The organism is Nocardia sp. NPDC049935 (genome assembly GCF_055586645.1).
In genome coordinates, this window is the sequence record NZ_JBVJHV010000003.1 from 349,480 (window position 1) to 372,530 (window position 23,051).

General features: G+C 68.4%; 19 protein-coding genes. 8 read left to right on the forward strand and 11 right to left on the reverse strand.

The features are described from left to right. Window positions 1-19: 19 nt before the first annotated feature. The 4 genes from ACZ6SF_RS14525 to ACZ6SF_RS14540 all read right to left on the reverse strand — a co-directional run bounded on the left by ACZ6SF_RS14525 (window position 20) and on the right by ACZ6SF_RS14540 (window position 6,997). Complete coding sequence (locus tag ACZ6SF_RS14525) at window positions 20-2,536, reverse strand: ABC transporter permease (RefSeq protein WP_466062991.1); 2,517 nt, start codon at window positions 2,534-2,536, stop codon at window positions 20-22. Between the two features lie 70 nt (window positions 2,537-2,606). Then, entirely contained in the window at window positions 2,607-3,377 is a 771-nt protein-coding gene (locus ACZ6SF_RS14530; protein ID WP_466062582.1) for an ABC transporter ATP-binding protein, read from the reverse strand. Between the two features lie 109 nt (window positions 3,378-3,486). After that, the gene (locus ACZ6SF_RS14535) at window positions 3,487-5,391 is read right to left on the reverse strand and encodes a serine/threonine-protein kinase (protein ID WP_466062583.1); all 1,905 of its coding nucleotides are present in this window, start codon (window positions 5,389-5,391) and stop codon (window positions 3,487-3,489) included. Between the two features lie 229 nt (window positions 5,392-5,620). Then, window positions 5,621-6,997 (reverse strand): serine/threonine-protein kinase, encoded by a 1,377-nt coding sequence (locus ACZ6SF_RS14540; RefSeq protein WP_466062584.1) that lies wholly within the window; start codon window positions 6,995-6,997, stop codon window positions 5,621-5,623. Between the two features lie 111 nt (window positions 6,998-7,108). Between ACZ6SF_RS14540 and ACZ6SF_RS14545 the strand changes: the two genes are divergently transcribed. Together ACZ6SF_RS14545 and ACZ6SF_RS14550 are read left to right on the forward strand one after the other, a co-directional pair. Continuing rightward, window positions 7,109-7,879, forward strand: coding sequence for a deoxyribonuclease IV (locus ACZ6SF_RS14545; protein WP_466062585.1), 771 nt, complete (start codon window positions 7,109-7,111; stop codon window positions 7,877-7,879). A 115-nt stretch (window positions 7,880-7,994) separates the two neighbouring features. Further along, window positions 7,995-8,930 carry a TauD/TfdA dioxygenase family protein gene (locus tag ACZ6SF_RS14550; protein WP_466062586.1) on the forward strand — a complete coding sequence of 312 codons (936 nt, stop codon included), beginning with the start codon at window positions 7,995-7,997 and terminating at the stop codon, window positions 8,928-8,930. Between the two features lie 437 nt (window positions 8,931-9,367). On the opposite strand, the gene ACZ6SF_RS14555 is transcribed toward ACZ6SF_RS14550, so the two are convergent. From ACZ6SF_RS14555 to ACZ6SF_RS14575, 5 genes are all read right to left on the reverse strand, one after another. Further along, window positions 9,368-10,519, reverse strand: a complete 1,152-nt coding sequence (locus ACZ6SF_RS14555; protein WP_466062992.1) for an MCE family protein — start codon at window positions 10,517-10,519, stop codon at window positions 9,368-9,370. Between the two features lie 275 nt (window positions 10,520-10,794). Then, complete coding sequence (locus ACZ6SF_RS14560; protein ID WP_466062587.1) at window positions 10,795-11,280, reverse strand: glutathione peroxidase; 486 nt, start codon at window positions 11,278-11,280, stop codon at window positions 10,795-10,797. After that, complete coding sequence (locus tag ACZ6SF_RS14565; protein ID WP_466062588.1) at window positions 11,277-12,500, reverse strand: cytochrome P450; 1,224 nt, start codon at window positions 12,498-12,500, stop codon at window positions 11,277-11,279. Before ACZ6SF_RS14565 ends, ACZ6SF_RS14560 begins: the two co-directional genes overlap by 4 nt. Continuing rightward, a complete protein-coding gene (locus ACZ6SF_RS14570) occupies window positions 12,500-13,300 on the reverse strand; it encodes an SDR family oxidoreductase (protein ID WP_466062589.1) in 801 nt (266 codons plus the stop codon). Before ACZ6SF_RS14570 ends, ACZ6SF_RS14565 begins: the two co-directional genes overlap by 1 nt. Continuing rightward, window positions 13,300-14,505, reverse strand: coding sequence for a cytochrome P450 (locus ACZ6SF_RS14575; protein ID WP_466062590.1), 1,206 nt, complete (start codon window positions 14,503-14,505; stop codon window positions 13,300-13,302). The genes ACZ6SF_RS14570 and ACZ6SF_RS14575 overlap by 1 nt, the downstream gene beginning before the upstream one ends. 311 nt (window positions 14,506-14,816) lie before the next feature. On the opposite strand from ACZ6SF_RS14575, the gene ACZ6SF_RS14580 reads away from it, so the two are divergent. The 6 genes from ACZ6SF_RS14580 to ACZ6SF_RS14605 all read left to right on the forward strand — a co-directional run bounded on the left by ACZ6SF_RS14580 (window position 14,817) and on the right by ACZ6SF_RS14605 (window position 20,716). Then, window positions 14,817-16,286 carry an aldehyde dehydrogenase gene (locus ACZ6SF_RS14580; RefSeq protein ID WP_466062591.1) on the forward strand — a complete coding sequence of 490 codons (1,470 nt, stop codon included), beginning with the start codon at window positions 14,817-14,819 and terminating at the stop codon, window positions 16,284-16,286. A gap of 140 nt (window positions 16,287-16,426) precedes the next feature. Then, the gene (locus tag ACZ6SF_RS14585; protein ID WP_466062592.1) at window positions 16,427-17,176 is read left to right on the forward strand and encodes an SDR family oxidoreductase; all 750 of its coding nucleotides are present in this window, start codon (window positions 16,427-16,429) and stop codon (window positions 17,174-17,176) included. Continuing rightward, window positions 17,176-18,153 carry an NAD(P)-dependent oxidoreductase gene (locus ACZ6SF_RS14590; protein ID WP_466062593.1) on the forward strand — a complete coding sequence of 326 codons (978 nt, stop codon included), beginning with the start codon at window positions 17,176-17,178 and terminating at the stop codon, window positions 18,151-18,153. Before ACZ6SF_RS14585 ends, ACZ6SF_RS14590 begins: the two co-directional genes overlap by 1 nt. Further along, window positions 18,153-19,619 carry an FAD-dependent oxidoreductase gene (locus ACZ6SF_RS14595; protein WP_466062594.1) on the forward strand — a complete coding sequence of 489 codons (1,467 nt, stop codon included), beginning with the start codon at window positions 18,153-18,155 and terminating at the stop codon, window positions 19,617-19,619. Before ACZ6SF_RS14590 ends, ACZ6SF_RS14595 begins: the two co-directional genes overlap by 1 nt. Window positions 19,620-19,637: 18 nt before the next feature. Then, on the forward strand, window positions 19,638-20,216 hold the full coding sequence (locus tag ACZ6SF_RS14600) for a TetR/AcrR family transcriptional regulator (protein ID WP_466062595.1): 579 nt from the start codon (window positions 19,638-19,640) through the stop codon (window positions 20,214-20,216). Between the two features lie 23 nt (window positions 20,217-20,239). Continuing rightward, window positions 20,240-20,716, forward strand: coding sequence for a nitroreductase family deazaflavin-dependent oxidoreductase (locus ACZ6SF_RS14605; RefSeq protein ID WP_466062596.1), 477 nt, complete (start codon window positions 20,240-20,242; stop codon window positions 20,714-20,716). Between the two features lie 133 nt (window positions 20,717-20,849). On the opposite strand, the gene ACZ6SF_RS14610 is transcribed toward ACZ6SF_RS14605, so the two are convergent. Continuing rightward, window positions 20,850-21,464 carry an MBL fold metallo-hydrolase gene (locus tag ACZ6SF_RS14610; RefSeq protein ID WP_466062597.1) on the reverse strand — a complete coding sequence of 205 codons (615 nt, stop codon included), beginning with the start codon at window positions 21,462-21,464 and terminating at the stop codon, window positions 20,850-20,852. Further along, entirely contained in the window at window positions 21,461-22,546 is a 1,086-nt protein-coding gene (locus tag ACZ6SF_RS14615; protein WP_466062598.1) for an S-(hydroxymethyl)mycothiol dehydrogenase, read from the reverse strand. The genes ACZ6SF_RS14610 and ACZ6SF_RS14615 overlap by 4 nt, the downstream gene beginning before the upstream one ends. Between the last annotated feature and the right edge of the window lie 505 nt (window positions 22,547-23,051).

Genomic DNA, 23,051 nt, shown 5'->3' on the forward strand with positions numbered 1-23,051 from the left:
TGGCCCGGCCGGACGAACGCTAGACGTCGGCGATGGCGGCCAGCGGCGGTGTGCGGGCGGCGCGCACCGCCGGCCACAGCGCGGCCAGGACACCCACCACCGCGGAACCCACCAGCATGTACACCAGCTGATCCCAGGGCACCGCGATCTGGTCCAGACCCAGATCGCGCAGGGTGCGCAGGAACCCGACCCCGAGGCCCAGTCCGAGCACCGCGCCGACCAGGGCGCCGAATACCGCGATCAGCATCGACTCCAGGTAGATCGTGCGGCGCACCTGGGATCGCTGGGTCCCGACCGCGCGCAGCATGCCGATCTCCCGGCGCCGTTCCACCACCGACAACGCGAGGGTGTTGACGATGCCGAGTACCGCGATCACGACCGCGAGCGCCAGCAGGCCGTACAGGATGGCCAGCATATTGTTGATCTGCTTCGCGTTCTCGCCCTTGAACTCCTCGCGGTCCTGCACCTGGACGATCACGAATTCCTCGGTCGCCCGCTCCAGATCGGCGCGCATGGTGGTCAGGTCGGCTCCGGGCCGGCCCTTGATCAGCACCGCCGCGTCGGTACGCATCGAGACCGGCATCGCCTTCTCGTAGACGGCCGACGGGACGAGCAGCGGCCCCAGCACCGGCGAATCGGCGTACACCCCGGAGACCGTCAGCGGGACCTCGGTGCCGTCCATGGTGGTCACGTCGATGCGGTCGCCGGGGCCGACGCCGTGCTGGTTCGCCTCGTCCTCACCCAGCAGGATCTCCGAAGGGCCGAGCGTCGGTGTCCCGCCGATCATCTCGATGTTCACCACCTGGTCCAGCGGACCGTCGGGCGACGTCCCGAATTCGTCGTCACCGTCGATCTTCAGGGCGACCCCGCGCAGACCCACCACCTGGCCGGCCTCGGGCACCTGTTCCCGGACCGCGGCACTCGCGCCCAGCGGTACCCCCATCATCGGCGGACCGGCCAGCACATAGTCGGCTTCGATGCCCTGGTCGACCAGTTTCGAAATACTCACCTTGGCGGATTCGCCGAGCATGCCGATGGCGGTGACCAGCATCAGTCCCAGGGTGAGCGCGAACGCGGTGGCGGCCGTGCGGCGCGGGTTGCGGATCGCGTTGTTGCGCGCCATCCGCCCGATCGAACCGAAGGGCCGGATCAGCCAGCCCAGCCCGGCCAGCACCGGACGCGACAGGGCGGGCGAGGCGAACAGCACCGCGAGGATCAGGCCCAGTGCGCCGACACCGACGATCGCGGCCGCGCCGCCACCGGTATTGCGGGCACCCAGGACGACCAGGATCACGCCGACGACGGCCAGTACCGCGCCGGCGATCGTGCGGTTGCGCAGCGAATCCCCGGCCTGCGCGAACTCCTCGCGCATGGCCTGCACCGGCGGGATCCGCGAGGCCCGCCGGGCCGGGGCGTAGGCGCTCACCACGGTGACCAGCAGACCCACCAGGAACGCCACCAGCACCGTGCGCGGCAGCACGGTCATCCGCCCGGTCGGCAGGCCGAGGTCGAAGGCGTTCAGGATGCCCGCCAGGCCGTAGGCGAGACCGATTCCGGCCGCCAATCCGAGGATGCTGCCGAGCACCCCGACGATCAGCGCCTCACCGACCACCGAGCGGCCCACCTGCCCGCTGCTCGCGCCCACGGCGCGCAACAGCGCCAGCTCCCGTAGCCGCTGCGCGACGAGCATGGAGAACGTGTTGTAGATGATGAAGGTGCCGACGATCAGCGCGATCGCACCGAACGCGAGCAGGAAGTAGTTCAGGAAGTTCAGCGCCTCGGAGATATCGGCCGCCATCTCCGCGCGGACCTGGTCGCCGTTCTGCGCCTTGTAGTCCGGATAGAGCATGGACAGCCGGTCCCGCAGGGTGTCGCCGGGCGTACCGTCGGCCGCGGCGATATCCAGGTAGGCCACATGCGAACCGTCGGTGAACAACTCCCGGGCCTGGGCCTCGGTGAACTGCACCCCGATGAATCCGCCGGTATCCGAGGGCGGCTCGTAGATTCCGGTGAGCGTGACGTCGATCGGGCCGCCGTGCGAGGGCACCAGCACCTTGGTGGTCTGCCCGAGCGCGAGCCCGGCGCGTTCGACGGCGCCGGCATTGAGCGCGATCTGCCCCGGTTCGGCCGGCGGCGTGCCCGCCACGAACGGGTCGGGTTCGGCGACGGCCCGGTCCGGCGGCAGGTAGGCCGAGCCCCAGCTCGGTGCGCCACCGGCCTGCACCGCTTTCTTACCGGTGGGGTCCAGCAGCACCACCGAACCCTCGATACCCGGGGCCACCGTCCGCACCCCGTCCAGGGTGGCGACCCGGTCCGCCACGTCCTGGGGAATGCCCGGCGACTGTCGCTCCTCCGGGCTCAACCGGACGTCGACGCCCTTGGCCTCGTTGGCGAAGATGCCGTCGAAGGTGCGCTGCAGAGTATCGGTGAACACGAACGACCCGGCGATGAAGGCGGTGCCGAGCACCACCGAGAGCAGGGTGAGGACCAGGCGCACCTTGTGTGCGGCGAGATTGCGCAGTGCGACCCTGCGCATGGGATGTGCGGCCACTACCGCCCCTCCCGGATCGATCCCGCTGCCCGGCCGGACCGCGTATCCGTGCCGGTCATCGGACCTCCAGCGCTTTCATCCGGTCCAGGACGGTGTCGGCGGTCGGGTCGCGCATCTCGTCGACGATCCGGCCGTCGGCCAGGAAGACCACCCGGTCGGCGTACGCGGCGGCGGTGGGCTCGTGGGTGACGATGACGACCGTCTGGCCGAATTCGTCCACCGCGGCCCGCAGGATCGAGAGCACCTCGCCGGAGGAGCGGGAGTCCAGGTTGCCGGTCGGTTCGTCGCCGAAGATGATCTCCGGTTTCCCGGCCAGCGCCCGCGCGCAGGCCACCCGCTGCTGCTGGCCGCCGGACAGTTCGCTGGGCCGGTGCCCGAGCCGGTCGTTGAGTCCGAGCCGCTTCAGCACGGTCGCGAGCCATTCGGAGTCGGGAGCACGACCGGCGATATCGAGCGGCAGGGTGATGTTCTCCAGCGCGGTGAGGGTCGGCACCAGGTTGAACGCCTGGAATACGAACCCGACCCGGTCGCGGCGCAGCGCGGTCATCTGTTTATCGGACAGGTCGGTGAGCTCGGTATCGCCGATGCGGACGGTGCCGGAGCTGGCCTCGTCCAATCCCGCCAGGCAGTGCATCAGCGTCGATTTCCCGGAACCCGACGGCCCCATGATCGCGGTGAACTCCCCGCGGGCGAAATCGACGGATACCGCGTCCAGCGCGGTGACCCGCGTATCTCCGGATCCGTAGACCTTGGTCAGTTCGATGGCGCCGGCGGCGACGGCGGAGGCGGGCCCGGCCGAGTCCGCTTCGACAGCGTGAGCAGTCATGGGTCCAGTCTGTCGGGCCGGGGCGGGCGACGCCATCCGGGATCCCCCTGACCCCCGGGTAGGCCCTGGGGCGGTACCCGCTACCCGCGGAGCGCGGGGCGGGCACCGCTCAGTTCAGCGGCGCCGATTTCCACCAGGTCAGCATCTCGTCGATGGTGCCCACGATGCCGTCGGTGTACATGAGGTACTGACCGCGCTCCGGATGGTTGGTGAACACCGTGACCATCTTCGGACCGTCGCTGTCCCATTTGTAGTTGGTGTAGGTGCGCCCGCCGTTGGTATCGGTGGACTTCTCGGCGGTCGCCGGAAGGCTCTTCACCACCGAGTCCACATCGGCGGACGTTTTGTAGGCGTAGATCCGGTAGAAGGGGTCGTCGTTGTTCGCACCCCCGTAGCAGCGCCACTGCCAGGCCCATGTGCCGAAATCGGGTTCGCCGTCGTCGGGGCTGGGGGTGTAGCTGTTATCGGTTTCCCAGCATTTGGCCCCGTTGTAGCCGACCTCCTCGGCGGTGGTGGCGGGGACCAGCCCGGGGAATTCCCCGCTGATCGAATCCGCCGTCGCGGGAACCGGGGCAACGCTGGTCTGGGTGCTGGTGCCGGTCGCGATATCGGTCGGATCCTCGCTTCCGCCGCTGCCGGCCAGTGCGACCACGCCGATGACGACGCCGACCAGCACCACGACGCCGATACAGATCGCGGCGATCAGCCCGGTGTTCGACTTGGCCGGCGGCGGACCGCCCGGCGAAACCTGCCGCATCGGCTGCGGATAGCTGCTGGGCTGGGTGTACCCGCCGCTGCCGTACGGCTGCCCCATCTGATTGGTGTAGCCCTGGGTCGGCGGATAGGGCTGCTGGTGCATATCGCTGCCGGGTGTGGCGGCGTAGGGCTGCTGCCCCTGGACCCCCGATCCGTACGGCTGCCCCTGCTGCGCGCCGCTCTGGTAGGGCTGCTGCCCCTGGAGCCCCGACGCGTACTGCTGCGCCCCCGGCTGGGCCCCGCTGGTGTAGGGCCGGCCCTGCGGGACACCGCCGGGGTACGGCTGCGCCTGGGTCCCGGCATAGGGCTGGGGCGCGGAGGTACTCGGGTACTGGTTCACGCCGCTGGGATATCCGGCGTTGGGCTGCTGATAGGTCGGCGCCACCCCGGTGGGCGGTACCGCCTGCGGGATACCGGGCGAGCTGGGCGAGGTCAGGGCATGTTTGGCGGCCTCGGCGAATTCGGTGCACGAGGCGAACCGGTCGTCGGGCCGTTTCGCCATGGCCTTGGCCAGCACGGCGTCCAGCGACTGCGGCAGTTCGGGCCGGGCCGCGCTCAACGAGGGCGGCGGCGACTGCAGATGACCCTGGATGACCCCGGCGGGGTTGGTCGCGGTGAACGGTCCGCTACCGGTGAGCAGCCAGTACAGCGAACAGGCCAGCGAGTACTGATCCGAGCGGTGATCGAGGTCGGCGCCGGTGAGCTGTTCGGGCGAGGCGTAGGCCAGGGTGGCGGTGAAGGTGCCGGTCTGGGTGAGATGCCCGGTATCGTCGCGCAGCCGCGCGATACCGAAATCGGTCAGGTAGACGCGTTCGCCACGCCCGCCGGTCGACCGGGCCAGCAGGATATTGGCCGGTTTGACATCGCGGTGCATCACGCCCATGCCGTGCGCGTAATCGAGCGCGGCCGCCGTTTCGGCGATGATCTGCACGCCGCGCTCGGGCGGCAGTTTCTGCGGATCCACCGACGCGGCATCGATACCGTCGATGTACTGCATCGAGATCCACAGCTGCTCGTCCTCGAGCCCCCGGTCGTAGACCGTGACGATATTGGGGTGATCGAGGCGCGCCACCAGGTCGGCCTCCCTTTCGAACCTGGCGCGCACCTCCTTGTCGAAGAACATTTCCCGGTTCAGCAGCTTGAGTGCCGTCATCCGCGGCAGTCGCGGATGTTTTGCCAGGTAGACCGAGCCCATACCACCCCGGCCGAGTTGCCGGTCGATGACATAGCCGGCGAAAACATCGCCGTTGGCCAGCATGGTTGCTCCTAATTCCCGCCCCGCCACCGGGACCCACCGGCGCGCAAGCGTAGACGAAAAGCGTGGTCGGACCGCATCGGTCCGGTCACGCGAAATCATCGAAACCATAGCAGCAGTCGTTATCTCGCCGAGGGCTCTCACCGGTCCGCACACGCACCGGCAACACGACGGCTACGCGCCCGCCATCGGCACCCGGCGAGCGGGCGTCCGGCGTCGCGACGATCCGCGCCTAGGACCCCGGCGGCGGTCCGGCCGGTCCGCCCGGGGCGGCGCCCGGTTCCGGTGGCCGGCCGCCCGGATCCGCGGGCGCACCGGGCACCCCCGGACGCCGTGGGAAGGCGGGCAGATCGATCATCGCCGAATCGGCGGGCGCCGGGCGGTGCGGATCCGGTGGCCGCCGATTTCCCTGCGGACCGGGACCGCCCACCTGGTACGCGGTACTCGGTGCGGCCGGCCCGCGCACTCCGGGACCCGGCATCCGGAACTCGCTCGACGCGGGCCGGGGTTCACCGGGATTCGCCTGGCGATGGTCGCCGGGCGCGGGCCGACGGCCGGGGCCGGGCTGCCGGTGATCGCCGGCGGGGTGACGCGGCGGCAACCCCGGCTGCCGGTATTCGGTGGACCGGTGCGGCGCCGGTGCGCCCCGCGTACCGGGTTGCCCGAACTCGCCGGATCCGTACCTCGGCGGCGGCCCACCCTGCCACGGCGCCGGGTACCGCGGGTCGGGCCGGAGCCGTACCCCGGGACCGGGTGCGCGCGGCCCGCGCGGCCCGGCTCCGCGCACCGCCCGCTGTGCGGCCACCGAGAATTCGGTGCAGCTGAGGAACCGGTCGGCGGGATTCTTGGCCAGCGCGCGGGCCAGTACCTCGTCGAGGCCGGGCGGCAGACCCGGCCGGATCCGGCCGAGCCGGGGAATCGGCGCCGTGAGATGGGCCTGGATGAGTTCGGCGGGATTCTTGCCCGAGTACGGTCCCGCCCCGGTGAGCAGCCAGAACAGAGTGCACGCCAGCGAGTACTGATCGCCGCGGTGATCGAGTTTGGCGCCGGTGAGCTGTTCGGGGGCCGCGTAGGCCAGGGTCGCGGTGATGGTGTCGGCCGCCGCGATGGTCGTTTCCGCGTCCCGTACGCCGGCGATCCCGAAATCGGTGAGCAGCACGCGTTCCGGCTGCCCGATCGGCGGTTTGGCGAGCAGGATGTTGCCGGGTTTCACATCGCGGTGCAGCACACCGTTGGCATGCGCGAAATCCAGTGCGATCCCCGTATCGGCGATGATCTGGACGGCGCGACGTGGGTCCAGGACGTGCAGATCAACCAGCGAGGCATCCGACCCCGGTACGTACTGCATGGAGATCCACAGCTGTTTGCCCTCGGCGCCGCGATCGTAGACCGTGACGATATTGGGGTGCTCGAGCCGGCCCGCGAGTTCGGATTCGCGTTCGAAACGCTGCCGGATCTCCCTGTCGGAGTACAGCTCCGGGTTCAGCAGTTTCAGCGCCACCAGCCGCGGTAACCGCGGATGTCTGGCGAGGAAGACCATGCCCATACCCCCGACACCGAGCCGCCGCCGGATGGCATAGCCCGCGAAGTCGTCACCAGGCTGGAGCATCGCCGATTTCCCCCTCGTCGGGTCGTTCACGATTCTACCGGTGTATCTTCCCGCACCGCCCGGGCGCAACGCACGGCCCGGCTGTCGGTAGGGGCCGATAGTCTGAGGTCTATGCGCATTGGAGCACACGTCCGGATGGACAGCGACCCGATCGGGTACGGCGAGAAACTCGGTGCCGATGTCGTCCAGTTGTTCGTGGTGGACCCGCAGAGCTGGGACAAGCCGAAGCCGCATCCGGCCACCGAACAGATCCTGGCCAGCCCCATCGACGTGGTGGTGCATTCCTCGTATCAGATCAACGTGGCCAGTACCAACAACCGGTTGCGGATGCCGTCGCGCAACGCGGTGGCCCAGCAGGCGAAGGCCGCCGCCGAGATCGGCGCGTTCGGGCTGGTCGTGCACGGCGGTCATGTGCGGTCCGACGAGGAGATGGAGACCGGGTTCGACAACTGGCGCAAACTCTTCGAACGTCAGCAGGACAAAGGCGGTTTCGCGGTCCCGATCCTGATCGAGAACACCGCGGGCGGCAATCACGCGATGGCCCGGTATTTCGACAATATCGGCCGGCTGTGGGACGCGGTCGGTTCCTACGGCGCCGGGTTCTGCCTGGACACCTGCCACGCCTGGGCGGGCGGGGAAGAACTGGTGGGCGTGGTCGAGCGGATCCGCGCGATCACCGGCCGGATCGACCTGGTGCATCTCAATTCCTCGCGCGACGAGTTCGATTCCGGCGCCGACCGGCACGCGAATTTCGCTTCCGGCACCATCGACCCGGAACTGCTCGCGGAGGTGTGCCGCACCGCCGACGCCCCGGTGGTCCTGGAGACCCCGGCCGAGGGTATGGCCGACGATCTGGCCTACCTGCGCGAACACCTCGGCTGACGGGTCGCGCGGCGCGGCGTTGTGATCAGCGCGACCGCAAATCTGTTGGGCGGGCGGCCGCGATGGTGTGCTCGGGGCTGCGAAGACATCCGCCCGCCCGATCCGTGAGGTGCCCATGACAACCGAAGCCACTCTCCCCGCCACCCTGCCCGCCGTGGTCAAGCTCGGCTCCCGGATCGGAGCGCGGATCGACGGGGTTCGCCTCGGTGGCGACCTGGGTCCGGCGGCCGTCGAGGTCATCCGCAAGGCGCTGGTCGAGCACAAGGTGATCTTCTTCCGCGGCCAGGATCAGCTGACCGAGGACGGCCAATACGCGTTCGCCGAACTGCTCGGCAGTCCCACCACACCGCATCCGACCGTCACCTCACACGGTGAGAAATCCCTGGCCATCGACTCCGAATACGGCAGCGCCAACAGCTGGCACACCGATGTGACCTTCGTGGACCGCATCCCGAAGGCCTCGATCCTGCGGGCGGTCACCCTGCCGTCGTACGGCGGTTCGACCACCTGGGCCTCCAGCGTGGCCGCCTACGAATCGCTGCCGGCGCCGCTGCGCGAACTGGCCGAGAGCCTGCGCGCGGTGCACACCAATGTCTACGACTATGTGAGCCGGCACGGTCAGCAGCCCGACGCCAAGGCCCGCGAGCACCGCACCGAATTCGAGTCGAGCCTGTACGAAACCGAGCATCCGGTGGTGCGTGTGCATCCGGAGAGCGGTGAGCGGGCGCTGCTGCTCGGGCATTTCGTGAAGGGTTTCGCCGGCTTCTCGAGCACCGAATCGCAGACGCTGTTCCGGCTCTTCCAGGATCGGGTGACCCGGCTGGAGAACACGGTGCGCTGGGACTGGACGCCCGGCGATGTGGCGATCTGGGACAACCGCGCCACCCAGCACTACGCCGTCAACGATTACGACGACCAGCCGCGCCGGCTCACCCGCATCACCCTGGCCGGTGATATCCCGGTCGGCGTGGACGGCCGGACCAGCACGGTGATCACCGGTAACGCGGAGCACTACTCGGTGATCGACGAACCCCGCCGGCTCGCCTCGTGAGCTGTCACATCGGCAGTGTCCCGCCCCGGCCACCCGGCCGGGGCGGACCCTTTTCGGGCTGCCGGATGGGTGGTCGCGGACCGCTGCGCGATCGGGGCGCCCGGACGAACCCGGGTGCTGCGCGCCCGCGGCCGATAGGCCACACTGGTGCCCATGAGTTACCGGCCACCGACCGATCTGCCCGTCCGGACCCCGAATGACCCGGTGGCCACCCCCGGCGGCGACCGCATCCGGCGTATCCCGGGGAGCCTCGCTTGAGGCGGCGGCGGACGGCCACGGCGCCGCGCGGACGCAGCCGGGCCGAACTGCGCGCACCGGCGCATCGCCGCCCCACGGTCCATCCGAACCCGGCCGGGCTCAGCGATAAGCCGTGCGGCGGCGTGATGTGTGTGCGCCGCGGTCCGGGCCAGCCGGACCCGCAGCGGTAACCGGGCAGGTCAGCGCATCCCCGGCAGGCTGCCGAACAGGAACTCGAACACCGTGGGATGGTTCTGGTAGATCCTGGTGGACGGTATGAACGGATTCACCTCCGAGGTATCGGTCACCACGTAATCCGCGTGGCTTCCGGGCGCCCGGTCCAGCACACCCTCGCATCGCGGTCCGCCGGTGGCGTTCACCTTGGGCAGATCGTTGGGGTACTGGTAGGCCTCCGCGCCGTACATGAAGCTGGCGTTGAACGAGGCGCCCGGGTTGCGCCCGCCGAACAGGTCCTCGGCCAGCGGCATCGCCTTGGCCAGACCTCGGACCACACAATTCAGCGTGGGCTTGTAGGCGTTGAGGAGTTCGGTGGTGGGCCGGAGCAGTTCCAGCGCGGTGCCCAGGTTCTGTTCGTTCTCGGTGAGCACGGCGCCGGTGGTATCGGCCAGGCCGATGGTATCCAGCAGCAGCGCGTCGAAGTTCTGTTCGTTGTCGACGAGGGTGCCGCTGAGGGCGGTCGCGTTGTCCACGGTACGCAGCAGATCCGGCGCGGTATCGGCGTAGAGGTTGGTGACCGCGGCGCCGGCCTGGAAATCGTGGCGCAGCGCCGGGATGCTCGGGTTGATCTCCCGCAGCAGCCGGTCGGCGTCCACCAGCAGATCCCCTAGTTCGTCACCGCGGCCCTGCAGCGCGGTGCCCAGGGCGGTCAGGGTCGCGTTGAGTTTCTCCGGCTGGACCATGTCGAGGACTTCGGTGAGCCGCTCGAACAGCGTGTTGAATTCGACGGTCACCGATTCGCCGCGCAGGACCTGACCGGGTTGCAGCCGGCCGGAGGGATCGGCGGGTTCGACGAAGTTCACGTATTTGGCGCCGAAGACGGTGGTGGATCGGATGTCCACGAGAGCGTTGCCCGGAACCAGGCCCATCAGCCCGGGGTCGAGATCGAGTTCGAGGCGGACCTGCCCGTTCTCGGATTCGACCGAGCCGACCCGGCCGATCTGCGCGCCCCGGAACTTCACCTTGGCGTCGGGGTCCATCACCAGCCCGCTGCGGGGGGCGATCACCGCGACGTGTTTCTCGGGTGTGAAACCTCCGAAGAACATCGTCAACGAGATGACCACGACCGCGATGATCACCAGGACCATCGCCAGCGCGGCCAATTTGTACCGCAGGAAGGCCCAGACCGTGCCCAGTGCCGTGCGTTCGTCGGTGCGTACGGGTACCACCACTCACCTGCCTTGCGATGTTCGGCACCCCGGTGTGCCGAACCAGCCGGATTGATGTCCAGACAGCCGTCCATGTTAAGAGTGATTCAACCCGGACGGGCGATTTTCGCCGGATGGGTCCGGATTTCGCGCAAGCTCGATGTTTTCGCAGGTAAAACTGAAAAAGGCTCGTTCACCACAGGGGGTGAACGAGCCTCGATCATAGGTCGTCAGCGCACGGGTCAGAGTGCTTTCTCGATAGCCGCCACCAGCGTGTCCGCATCGGGTGTGGTGGTCGGACGGAACCGGCCGGCCACCGTCCCGTCCCGGTTGATCAGGAACTTCTCGAAATTCCACTGCACATCGCCGGCCGCGCCCTCGGCGTCAGGGGTCTCGACGATCTCCCGGTACAGCGCATGCCGGTCGTCACCGTTCACATCGGCCTTCTCGAGCAGCGGGAAATCCACGCCGTAGGTGGTCGAGCAGAACTGCTCGATCTCCTCGGCACTGCCCGGCTCCTGGCCCATGAACTGGTTGCACGGGAAGCCCACCACGCTGAAACCACGGTCGCCGTAGGTCTTCTGCAGTTCCACCAGCCCGGTGTACTGCGGCGTGAGCCCGCATTTCGACGCGACGTTCACCAGCAGCACCGCCCGGTCGCCGACCAGATCACCCAGGGTGGTCTGCGTACCGGACAGTGTGTTCACCGGAATATCTCGGACGTTCATTCGTAGCGCACCTGCCAACTCTTGATTCCGTTGATCCACCCCGATCGCAACCGTACCGGATCGGAGACCGACCGCAGGTCGGGCATGGCGTCGGCGATCGCGTTGAACATCAGATCGATTTCGAGCCGGGCGAGATTGGCCCCCACGCAGTAATGGGTCCCGGTGCCGCCGAAACCGACATGCGGATTCGGGTCGCGCAGAATGTCGAACGTGAACGGCTCGTCGAAACCGGCCTCGTCGAAATTGGCCGAACTGTAGAACAATCCGAGCCGCTGCCCCGCCTTGATCTCCTGCCCGCCCAGCACATGGTCCTCGGTGGCGGTGCGCTGGAACGCGGTCACCGGGGTGGCCCAGCGCACGATCTCGTCCGGGGCGGTGCGCGGCCGCTGCTCGCGGTAGAGCTCCCACTGGTCCGGGTTGTCCACGAAGGCCTTCATCCCGTGGGTGATGGCGTTGCGGGTGGTCTCGTTACCGGCCACGGCCAGCAGGATCACGAAGAAACCGAACTCGTCGGAGGCCAGACCCTCTCCGTCGACATCGGCGTTGACCAGCTGCGTGACGATATCGTCGGCCGGGCACCCGCGCCGCTGCTCGGCCATGTTCCAGGCGTAACCCAGGATCTCGGCCGAGGCGACGGTGGGGTCGCCGTATTCGGGGTCGTCGTAGTTGAGCATCTGGTTGGACCAGTCGAAGACCTTGCGCCGATCCTCCTGCGGCACACCGAGCAGTTCGGCGATCGCCTGCAGGGGCAGTTCACAGGCGACCTGGGTGACGAAATCCCCACCGCCGGATTTCTTCGCCTCGTGCACGATCCGGTGCGCGCGTTCGGTCAGGGCCTCGCGCAGACCCTCCACCGCCCGGGGCGTGAACCCCTTGGAGACGATCTTGCGCACCTTGGAGTGTTTGGGCGGGTCCATATTCACCAGCAGGGCGCCGGTCAGCGCCATCTGGTCGGGAGTGATATCGCCGGGCAGCCGGACGATGGACCCCTTCTGCTGCGAGGAGTAGAGCTCCGGTTTGCGCGACAGTTCCTTGACGTCCTCGAGGGTGCTGACCACCCAGTACCCGCCGTCGTTGAAACCGCCCGACGCCTCGTCGGTCTGGGCGTTCCACCAGACCGGCGCGGTCTTGCGCAGCATCGCGAACTCTTCGACCGGGCTGCGCTGTTCCCACAGGCCGGGGTCGGTGAAATCGAACCCGGGAGGCAGTGCGGTTGTCATCAGGAATCCTCTCCTTCACCCGGCAGCGGACGCAGGGGCGCCTCCGGCTGCACCTCGACCAGCACCAGATGGGCGCCACGCGGCGTGCCGACCACCGCCGAGACCGCGCGCGCCAGATCGCCGGCCCGCAGCATGTACGGGTGCCGGGCCAGCCCCCAGGACTGCCACGATTCCAGCAGCGGGCCCACCACCTCGGGTTTGGCGTTCATCCCCATACCGGTCACCGTGGGTCCGGGCCGGACCAGCGAGGCCCGGATACCGGTGCCCTCGAGTTCCATGCGCATCTGCTGCACGAGGGCCTCGACCCCGGCCTTGGCGGCGCTGTACGCGCCGTTCCAGGGTCGCGGCGCCGGGGCGCAGTCGGAGCTGATGAGCACCACATCGCCACGGCGCCGTTCGAGCATGCCGGGCAGTACGGCATGCGCCATCCGGTGCGCGCCGATCAGATGGATCTGCACCTGGTGCGCGAAATCCGCGGGATCCATGTCCTGGATGAGACCGAACTCGATATCGCCGGCCCCGGAGATCAGCACCTCGGTGGGGCCGATCGCGGCTTCGGACGCGGCGACGAATTCGTCCACCGACGCCTGATCGGTGACATCGAGCCGGTGCGCGAACGCCGTCCCGCCGTCGGCGCGGATCTTGCCGGCCAGTTCCTCGAGAATTTCCACCCGGCGCGCGCCCAGCGCGACCGGATGCCCCTGGGCGGCCAGTTCCACCGCGGTGGCGGCGCCGATACCCGACGACGCGCCGGCCACGATGGTGGGCCGTTTCTCGGGATGGGGTTCGAACCGGGGCATTACCGCACCTCCACGGAGATCGGGAGCTTGGCGAAGCCCCGTACATTGCTCGAGTGCACGCGCTCGAATCGGTTTTCGTGCACCCGGTAGGACCGCACCCGCGCGGCGAATTCGCTCAGCGCGACGGTGGTTTCCAGCCGGGCCAGATGGGCGCCGAGGCAGAAGTGCACACCGGCGCCGAAGCTGGCCAGATTGCCCTTCTCGGCGCGATCCAGGTCATAGGTGTCGGGGTCGTCGAAGACCTCGCTGTCCCGGTTCGCCGAACCGATCAGCAGCAGCACCTTCGACCCGGCCGGGATCACGCGGCCGTGATATTCGAGATCCTCGGTGGCGGTCCGCGCGACGATCTGGCTGGAGGTGTCGTAGCGCAGGGTCTCCTCGACCCAATCCGATACCCGCTCCGGATCGGCCACGACCTTGGCGTACTCGTCCGGATTGCGCCCGGCCCAGTACAGCGCGTTGCCCAGCAGTTTGGTGGTGGTCTCGTTACCGGCCACCACCATCAGGAACATGAAGCCGATGATCTCGTCGTCGGTGAGCCTGTCACCGTCGATCTCGGCCTCGAGCAGGGCGGAGGTGAGGTCGTCGGCGGGCTTCGCCCGGCGCTGCGCGACCATATCCGCGTAGTAGACCACCAGGTTCAGCGACGCCTCGATCGCCGTATCCGGCACATCGGTCACACCGTCCTCGCGGTGCATGACCATATCGGCCATATGCCGGATCTCGTCGCGGTCGGCAGCGGGGACGCCCATCAGTTCGGAGATGACGTCCATCGGCAGTTTGCCGGCGAACTCCTGGATCCAGTCGAATTCGCGGCCCTCCAGCGCCGGTTTCAGGTATTCGAGGGTCAGTTCCCGGATCCGCGTTTCCATATCGGCGACCCGCTTGGGCGTGAAGCCCTTGAACACCAGTTTCCGCATCCGCATATGCCGGGGGTCGTCCATGGCCAGGAACGACATCGTCTTATGGGCGTGCGGACCCCAGGCGGCGGGGTCGAGGGAGACCCCGTTCGCGTTCGACAGCCGGGTGGCGTTGCGGAACCCCTGCGTCACGTCCGCGTGCCGGGACAGCGCGTAGAAGTCGAGTTCGGCGTTGTAGTAGAGCGGCGCCTCTGCGCGCAGCCGGGCATAGACCGGGTACGGATCCTCGTGGAAGGTGTAGTCGTACGGATCGAATGTCACCGGCTCCAACGATGCGGCCGTCATCGGACCCACCTCTGTTTCGATAACGAGTTCTCGCCGGGCGTGACCCAGCGGCCGCCAGGGAGAGACACATAGCTGGACATGTGTCTGGACGGTACCAGCGGCAGGCCCCCGCGACAATGATCGTACGTGAATTGACTGCTCAGAAGCATGAAGTCGCAGAGAATCGGAGATCATCGCGACAGACCGGCCCCATCCGGCCGCACTTTCGGGCACGATCGGCATCGCATCGCATCGATGGAACCAGTTCTTGCACTCGCGAAAGATTCCGGACTATATTCCATACACCTGTCCAGACAGTATTGGGGTCTTTCATGAACAGTCTTCTGCCCGGCGACAGTTCCCGACTGCTGATCGGCGGGAAGCTCCTCGCCGGCGGCAACGGCGTGTTCGACAATGTGAACCCGGCGACCGAAGAGGTCATCGGCACCGCGGCCGACGCGGACGCGGCCGATATGAACGCCGCGATCGCCGCCGCCCGGACCGCCTTCGACGAGACCGACTGGTCGCGCGATCACGCCTTCCGGGTCCGCTGCCTCCAACAATTGCAGGCCGGCCTGAAGGCGCACGCCGAGGAACTGCGGGAGATCACCGTCGCCGAGGTGGGCGCGCCGATCATGTTCACCAGCGGTCCGCAGCTGGAGGGGCCGGTCGAGGATCTGAGTTTCGCCACCGACCTGGCCGCGAACTACGAATGGGAAACCGAACTGGGCGTGGCCGCGCCGATGGGGATCAGCACCCACCGGGCGCTGCGCCGCGAGGCGATCGGCGTGGTCGGCGCGATCACCCCGTGGAACTTCCCGCATCAGATCAACTTCGCGAAACTGGGCCCGGCACTGGCCGCGGGCAACACCGTCGTCCTCAAACCGGCCCCCGACACCCCGTGGTGCGCGGCGGCGCTCGCCTCGATCATCACCGAGGAAACCGATATCCCGCCGGGGGTGGTCAATATCGTCACCTCCTCCGACCACGCCCTGGGCGCGCAACTCTCCGGAGATCCGCGGGTCGACCTGATCAGCTTCACCGGGTCCACCAATACCGGCCGCGCCGTGATGGCCTCGGCCGCGGCCAACCTCAAGAAGACCTTCCTCGAGCTGGGTGGCAAATCGGCGTTCATCGTGCTCGACGACGCCGATCTCGCCACCGCGGTGAGCTACGCCGGATTCTCGCTGTGCGTGCACGCAGGCCAGGGCTGCGCCCTGTCGACCCGGCTGCTCGTGCCGCGGAACAAATACGACGAGGCCCTCGAGGCCGCCGCGAACACCATGCGCGGTATCCGCCCCGGTGATCCGGCGAACCCCGGCACCGTATGCGGACCGGTGATCTCCGACCGCCAGCGCACCCGGGTGCTGGGTTATATCGACAGCGCCCGCGCCGACGGCGGCCGGATCGTGGCCGGCGGCGGCCGCCCGGCCGAACACGACCGCGGCTTCTACGTCGAACCCACCGTGATCGCCGATCTGGACAACAGCGCCAAGGCCGCCCAGGAGGAGATCTTCGGCCCGGTCCTGGTGGTGCTGCCCTACGACGGCGACGACGACGCCATCCGGATCGCCAACGACTCGCCCTACGGTCTGTCCGGCGCGGTGTGGGGCAAGGACCCCGAGCGCATCCGCCGCGTCACCGACCGGGTGCGCACCGGAACGCTCGGCGTCAACGGCGGGATGTGGTACAGCGCCGACGCGCCGTTCGGCGGCTACAAACAGTCCGGTATCGGGCGCGAGATGGGCGTCGCCGGATTCGAGGAGTACCTCGAGACCAAACTCGTCGCCACCGCGCAGTAGGCGCGCATGGACACCGCGCAGTAGCGCGCATGGTCACCGCGCAGTAGGCGCGCATGGACACCGCGCAGTAGGCGCGCATGGACACCGCGCAGTAATTCCCTGACAACTCACGCTTTCCCGAACAACGAGGAGCTCATCCCATGGCTCGTTTCACCGGCAGGACCGCCATCGTCACCGGCGCCGCCCGCGGTATCGGCGAGGTCTACGCGCAGGCGCTGGCCGCCGAGGGCGCGTCGGTCGTCGTCGCCGATCTCAACGAAGAGGGCGGTACCGCCGTCGCCGAGAAGATCGTCGCCGACGGCGGTACCGCCTCGTTCCACACCGTCGACGTCTCCGATCCGGATTCGGCCAAGGCGCTGGCCGATTTCACCGTGGAGAAGTACGGCAAGATCGACCATCTGGTCAACAACGCCGCCATCTACGGCGGAATGAAACTCGATCTGCTGCTCACCGTGCCGTGGGACTACTACAAGAAGTTCATGTCGGTGAACCTGGACGGCGCGCTGGTGATGACCCGCGCTGTGTGGGAGAACATGGCCGCGAACGGCGGCGGTTCGATCGTCAACCAGTCCTCTACCGCGGCCTGGGTGTACTCCGGTTTCTACGGACTGGCCAAGGTCGGTATCAACGGCCTCACCCAGCAGCTGGCAACCGAACTCGGCGGATCGAACATCCGGATCAACGCGATCGCGCCGGGTCCCACCGATACCGAGGCCACCAAGACCACCACGCCGGAGAGCATGGTCAAGGATATGGTCAACCGGCTGCCGCTCAAGCGGATGGGCACGCCCGACGATATGGCCGGCGCCCTGCTGTACCTGCTCTCCGATGACGCTGCCTGGGTCACCGGGCAGATCTTCTGTGTCGACGGCGGCCAGGTGATCCGGTAATGAGCGCCGACGCCGCCGGCGGCACCCGGGTCGGGTTCATCGGCCTGGGCGATATGGGCGCGCCGATGGCGAAGAAACTGCTGGACTGGTCCGGCGGTCTCACCGTGTGCGATACCCGGCCCGAGGCCGTGGAACCCTTTACCGCCGCGGGCGCCGAGGCCGCGGGCAGCGCGGCCGAACTGGCCGCCAAATGCGGGGTCATCTGCATAGCGGTGGTCAACGACCGTCAGGTCCGCGCGGTGCTGACCGGCGAGAACGGGGTGCTGAGCACCGCCGCGCCCGGCACGGTGGTGGCCGTGCACTCCACCATCGGCGACGAATCCGCCGTGGAATTCGCTCGGCTGTGCGCCGAGCGGGGCGTGGACCTGGTCGACGCGCCGATCAGCGGTGGCGCCGCGGGCGCCAACAGCGGACGGCTGGCCGTGATGATCGGCGGTAGCGAGAGCGCGGTCGCCGCGGTCCGCGAACCCTTCGCGTGCTTCTCCGATCTCGTGGTGCACGCCGGCGAGGTCGGGGCCGGGACCCGGATGAAGCTGGCCCGCAACCTGCTGCATTTCATCTCCTTCACCGCGGCCACCGAATCACAGCGGCTGGCCGAGGCCGCCGGGCTGGATATCACTGCCCTGGGCAAAGTGGTCCGGCACTCCGACGCGGTGACCGGCGGCGCGGGTTCGATCATGCTCCGCGACACCACCGCGCCCATCGAAGACGGCGATTTCTGGCTGCCGATCCTCACCCATGTGCGCGAACTCGGTGAGAAGGATCTGTCCCTGGCACTGGAACTCGGCGAGCGCGTCGGAGCGCGGCTGCCGCTGGCCGGGCTCGCGCTGGACCGGCTCGGCGCCGGGCTCGGCGTCGGGCAGGGCGAGATCTCGGCGGCCCGGCACAGTGGTGACTCCGCTCAGCGGGACGGCGCCGGACCGGCCGCGGCCGGACGTGGCACCATCGCCGAACGCGACAGTAAGGAATCCGAATAATGGCCGACGCCACTTCCCTTCGCCCGTTATCCGCCGCCGAGGTCTCCGTATGGGACCGCACCACCGATGTGGTGGTGGCCGGCTACGGGATCGCCGGTGTCTGCGCTTCGATCGAGGCGGCGCGGGCGGGCGCCCGGGTATTGATCCTGGAACGCACCAGCGGCTGGGGCGGCGCGGCCGCGCTGGCCGGCGGATTCATCTACCTCGGTGGCGGGACCCCGCTGCAGAAGGCGCTCGGTTTCGAGGACAGCCCGGAGAACATGGAGAAATTCATGATCACCGCGCTGGGCCCGGGCGTGGACAAGGCCAAGATCGCCGACTACTGCCGCGGCAGCGTCGAACACTACGAATGGCTGGTGGCCAACGGCGTCCCCTTCAAAGAGGAGTTCTGGGGTGAGCCCGGCTGGGAGCCCCCGCACGACGAGGGCCTCATGTACTCCGGTGGCGAGAACGCGGCCCCGTTCAACACCGTCGCCGATCCGGCGCCGCGCGGGCACGTCCCGCAGATGTCGAACAAGCGCACCGGGTCCAAGGGCGGCGGCTACATGCTGATGAAACCGCTCGCCGAAACCGCCGAGAAGCTCGGCGTGACCGCCGAATACGACACCCGCATCCAGCGGCTGATCGTCGACGGCGACCGGGTGGTCGGGGTGGTGGCCAAACAGTACGGCAAGGAACTCACCATCCGCGCCGAACGCGGAGTCGTGCTGGCCACCGGCAGTTTCGCCTATCACGATCAGATGATCGAGGGGTTCGCGCCGCGGCTCATCGGACGCCCGGGCGCCGCCATCGAGGAGCACGACGGTATCGCGATCCGGGTCGCCCAGGCGCTCGGCGCCGATCTGGCCCATATGGATGCCACCGAGGTCGCGTTCTTCGGCGATCCGCAGATGATGGCGCGCGGAATCCTGGTGAACGGCCGCGGGCAGCGCTACGTCCCCGAGGACACCTACCCGGGCCGGATCGGCCAGATGACCCTGTTCCATCAGGAGAACCAGGCCTATCTGATCATCGGGGAGGCCGCCTACGAGGAATCGCTGACCACCGAGACCTCCACGCCGTTCTTCCGGCAGCCGCCCACCTGGGCGGCCGAGACCATCGCCGAACTCGAATCCGATATGGGCCTGCCCGAACTCGCGCTGCAGTCCACCGTGGAGGTGTACAACAAACACGCCGCCGCCGGCAGCGATCCACTCCTGGGCAAGAAGCCGGAGTGGACCGCACCGCTCGAGGGCCCCTTCGCCGCCTTCGATATGCGCGGCTTCACCGCGGGATTCACCCTCGGCGGGCTGCGCACCGATCTGGATTCGCGGGTGCTGCACGTGAACGGCGAACCGATCCCCGGACTCTTCGCCGCGGGCCGGTGCACCTCCGGTGTCTGCGCGGGCGGCTACGCCAGTGGAACCTCTCTCGGCGACGGCAGCTTCTACGGCCGCCGGGCCGGGATTGCGGCCGCGAAGAACTGAAACGGTACATTCAGACACATGTCCGAAGGTGAACCCGTCGTCGTGGAGGCGACCCGTCGGCGCCTGTCCGCGAAACAGGCCGATACGGTCGACAAACTGACGAAGGCAGCGGTGGAGGTCCTCACGCGCGAGGGCTTCGCGGGAATGACCATCCGTATGGTCGCCGCGGAGGCCGGCGTGGGTACCGCCACCGCGTACACCTATTTCTCGTCGAAGGAACATCTGGTCGCCGAGATCTTCTGGCGGCGACTGGTGGCGGCGGAGTCACCGGTGAGCGAGGATCCCGACCCCACCGTCCGGGTGGTGGCCGAACTGCGCGCCATCGCCATGCTCGTCGCCGACGATCAGGAGGTCGCCGGCGCGGTCACCAGCGCCATGCTGGGCCGCGACCCCGATGTGGCCCATCTGCGGGCCCGGATCGGGCTCGAGATCCGCACCCGGATCGAGCGCGCGCTCGGCCCCGACGCCGATCCCGAGGTCGTGGTGTCGCTGGAACTGGTCTACGCGGGCGCCCTGGTACGCGCCGGGATGGGCTACGCCTCCTACGCCGATATCGCCGACCTCATCGAGAAATCGGCGCTGTTGATCCTGCGCTGACCAGCGAGAGAAAGCTCGAAAACATGGACCGCCCGAAGCAACTCGATTCCCCGATGGTCACGACCGTCATCAAATACATGTCCAAGGTCAACACCTGGGCGTACCGGCGCACCGGCGGCCGGATCGGCGGCAAGTGGCGGGTCGGGGCGGGGATGCGCAAACCGGTTCCCACGCTGCTGCTGGACCATATCGGCCGCAAATCCGGCAAACCGTTCACCGCCCCGCTGCTGTATCTGCGAGACGGCGACGACATCGTCATCGTCGCGTCCCAGGGCGGGGCTGCCAAGAATCCGCAGTGGTACCACAACCTGGTCGCGCGGCCGGATACCACCGTGCAGGTCGGCAAGGAACGGATTCCGGTGCGGGCCCGGGTCGCCGACGACGCCGAACGCGACCGCCTGTGGCCGAAACTGCTCGAACTGTACGCGGATTTCGACAGCTATCAGTCGTGGACCGACCGCAAGATCCCGATTTTCGTACTGACCCCGCGAGCCGACTGAACTCTCCCTACGGACACGGGTAAACGCGGCGGTCCGTGACCGCGCCGGTCGGGGCGCGGTCACGGACCGCTGTCATTTCCGGGTGCCGGCCGATCCGGGAACCGGTTCGTTCCCGGCGGCCTGCCCCGGCGTCTCAGGCCTGTGCGGGTACGTTGGCCCGCTCGGCGCCCAGCGTCGTATCCGGACCGTGGCCGGTGTGCACCACCGTCTCGTCCGGCAGGGCGAACAACCGGTCGTTGATCGAGGCCAGAATGGTCGGATAGTCGGAATAGGACCGGCCGGTGGCACCCGGGCCGCCCTCGAAGAGGGTGTCGCCGCTGAACACCACCCCCGCGTCCTCCAGGTACAGACAGCACGACCCCGGTGAATGGCCGGGTGTGTGCAGTACCCGCAGGCGCGAGCCGCCCACCTCGAAGGTCTGCCCGTCGGCCAGGCGCTGGTACTCGACGCCGGGATGCGTCTGCTGCCAGAGCACCTCGTCGTCGGGATGCAGATGGATCGGCGCTCCCGTGGCCGCCGACAGGGTCGGCGCCACCGTCACGTGATCGTTGTGCGCATGGGTGCACACGATGGCGGCGACATGGCGGCCGGCCACGGCGTCGAGCACCGGGCCCGCGGTATGCGCGGCGTCGATGATCAGCACCTCGGTATCGTCGCCGACCAGCCAGATGTTGTTCTCCACATCCCAGCAGCCGCCGTCGAGGCAGAACTGCCCCTCGGTGACCACCCGTTCGACGCGGGCGCTCACAGCACCACCACCGACCGCAGCACCGCGCCGCCGTGCATGGTGTGGAACGCCTCCTCCACCGCGTCCAGCCCGATCCGCTCGGTCACGAACTTCTCCAGCGGCAACCGGCCCTGCCGGTACAGGTCGATCAGCATCGGGAAATCCCGCTCCGGCAGGCAGTCGCCGTACCAGGAGGATTTCAGCGCGCCGCCGCGGCTGAAGAAGTCGATGAGCGGCATCTCGAGGGTCATATCGGGGGTCGGCACGCCCACCAGCACCACCGTGCCGGCCAGATCGCGGGCGTAGAACGCCTGTTTCCACGTTTCCGGGCGGCCCACCGCGTCGATCACCACATCGGCGCCGAAGCCGTCGGTGAGATCCTGGATCGCGGTGACGGCGTCGGTGGCGGACGCGTCGACGGTATGGGTGGCGCCCAGTTCGCGCGCCCACTCGAGTTTCCGGGCGTCGGTATCGACCGCGATGATGGTGCCGGCGCCCGCGAGCCGCGCCCCGGCGATCGCGGCGTCGCCGACCCCGCCGCAGCCCAGCACCGCGACCGAATCGCCGCGGCCGACATTGCCGGTGTTCACGGCCGCGCCCAGGCCGGCCATCACGCCGCAGCCGAGGAGCCCGGCCACCGCCGGATCGGTTTCGGGATCGACCTTGGTGCACTGGCCCTCGTGCACCAGGGTCTTATCGGCGAAGGCGCCGATCCCGAGCGCGGGCGTGAGCGCCGTACCGTCCTCGAGGGTCATCGGCACACTGGCGTTGAAGGTGTCGAAGCAGTACCAGGGCCGTCCGCGCTTACACGCGCGGCACTGCCCGCAGACCGCCCGCCAGTTCAGGACGACGAAATCACCCGGCTCCACGTGGGTGACGGCGGAACCCACCGTCTCGACCACGCCCGCCGCCTCGTGTCCCAGCAGGAACGGGAATTCGTCGTTGATACCGCCTTCGCGGTAGGTCAGATCGGTATGGCAGACCCCGCAGGCCTGGATCTTCACGATCACATCGCGGGGGCCCGGATCCGGGATCACGATCTGGACCGTTTCGACCGGGGCACCGGGACCGCGGGCGATGACTCCTCGAACCTGCTGTGGCACAGCCTCTCCTCTCGGGCGATTGATGCGGCGATGCGCGTCAGCGCATACGTTATCCGCCCCGAGGGGCTACCGGTCGGCGTCGGGTGGACTCACCGGCCCGAATCGGGCCACGCGCGGTGCGTGGCCGGGGCCGGACGCACAGCGGCGGCGCACCCGCCGGGTACGCCGCCGCTCATCCGGCAAACGCTCAGAGAACTCCCCAGGCCTGCAGCAGATAGGTCACATTGGCGGCGATGGACGTGACGAGATTCGCCAGATTCAGGGCCGCGGACCCGGCTTCGATCATGTTCTTCTTTCCTCCTGATCCATCCCGACCGGAGCCCAAAATACCGAGGGCATTCGAGTTGGGCAAACGCCCGATTACCGGAAATCCGGCGTTCCGGGCGAGCGCCGACCGAAGGACAGGGAGCCGTTCAACTGTCCGTAAATGTGATCAGACATGTGTCCCACTGAGTGCGCACACAGACCCGGCAGCGCCCGCGAACAGGCAATCGCCCGTCCACGA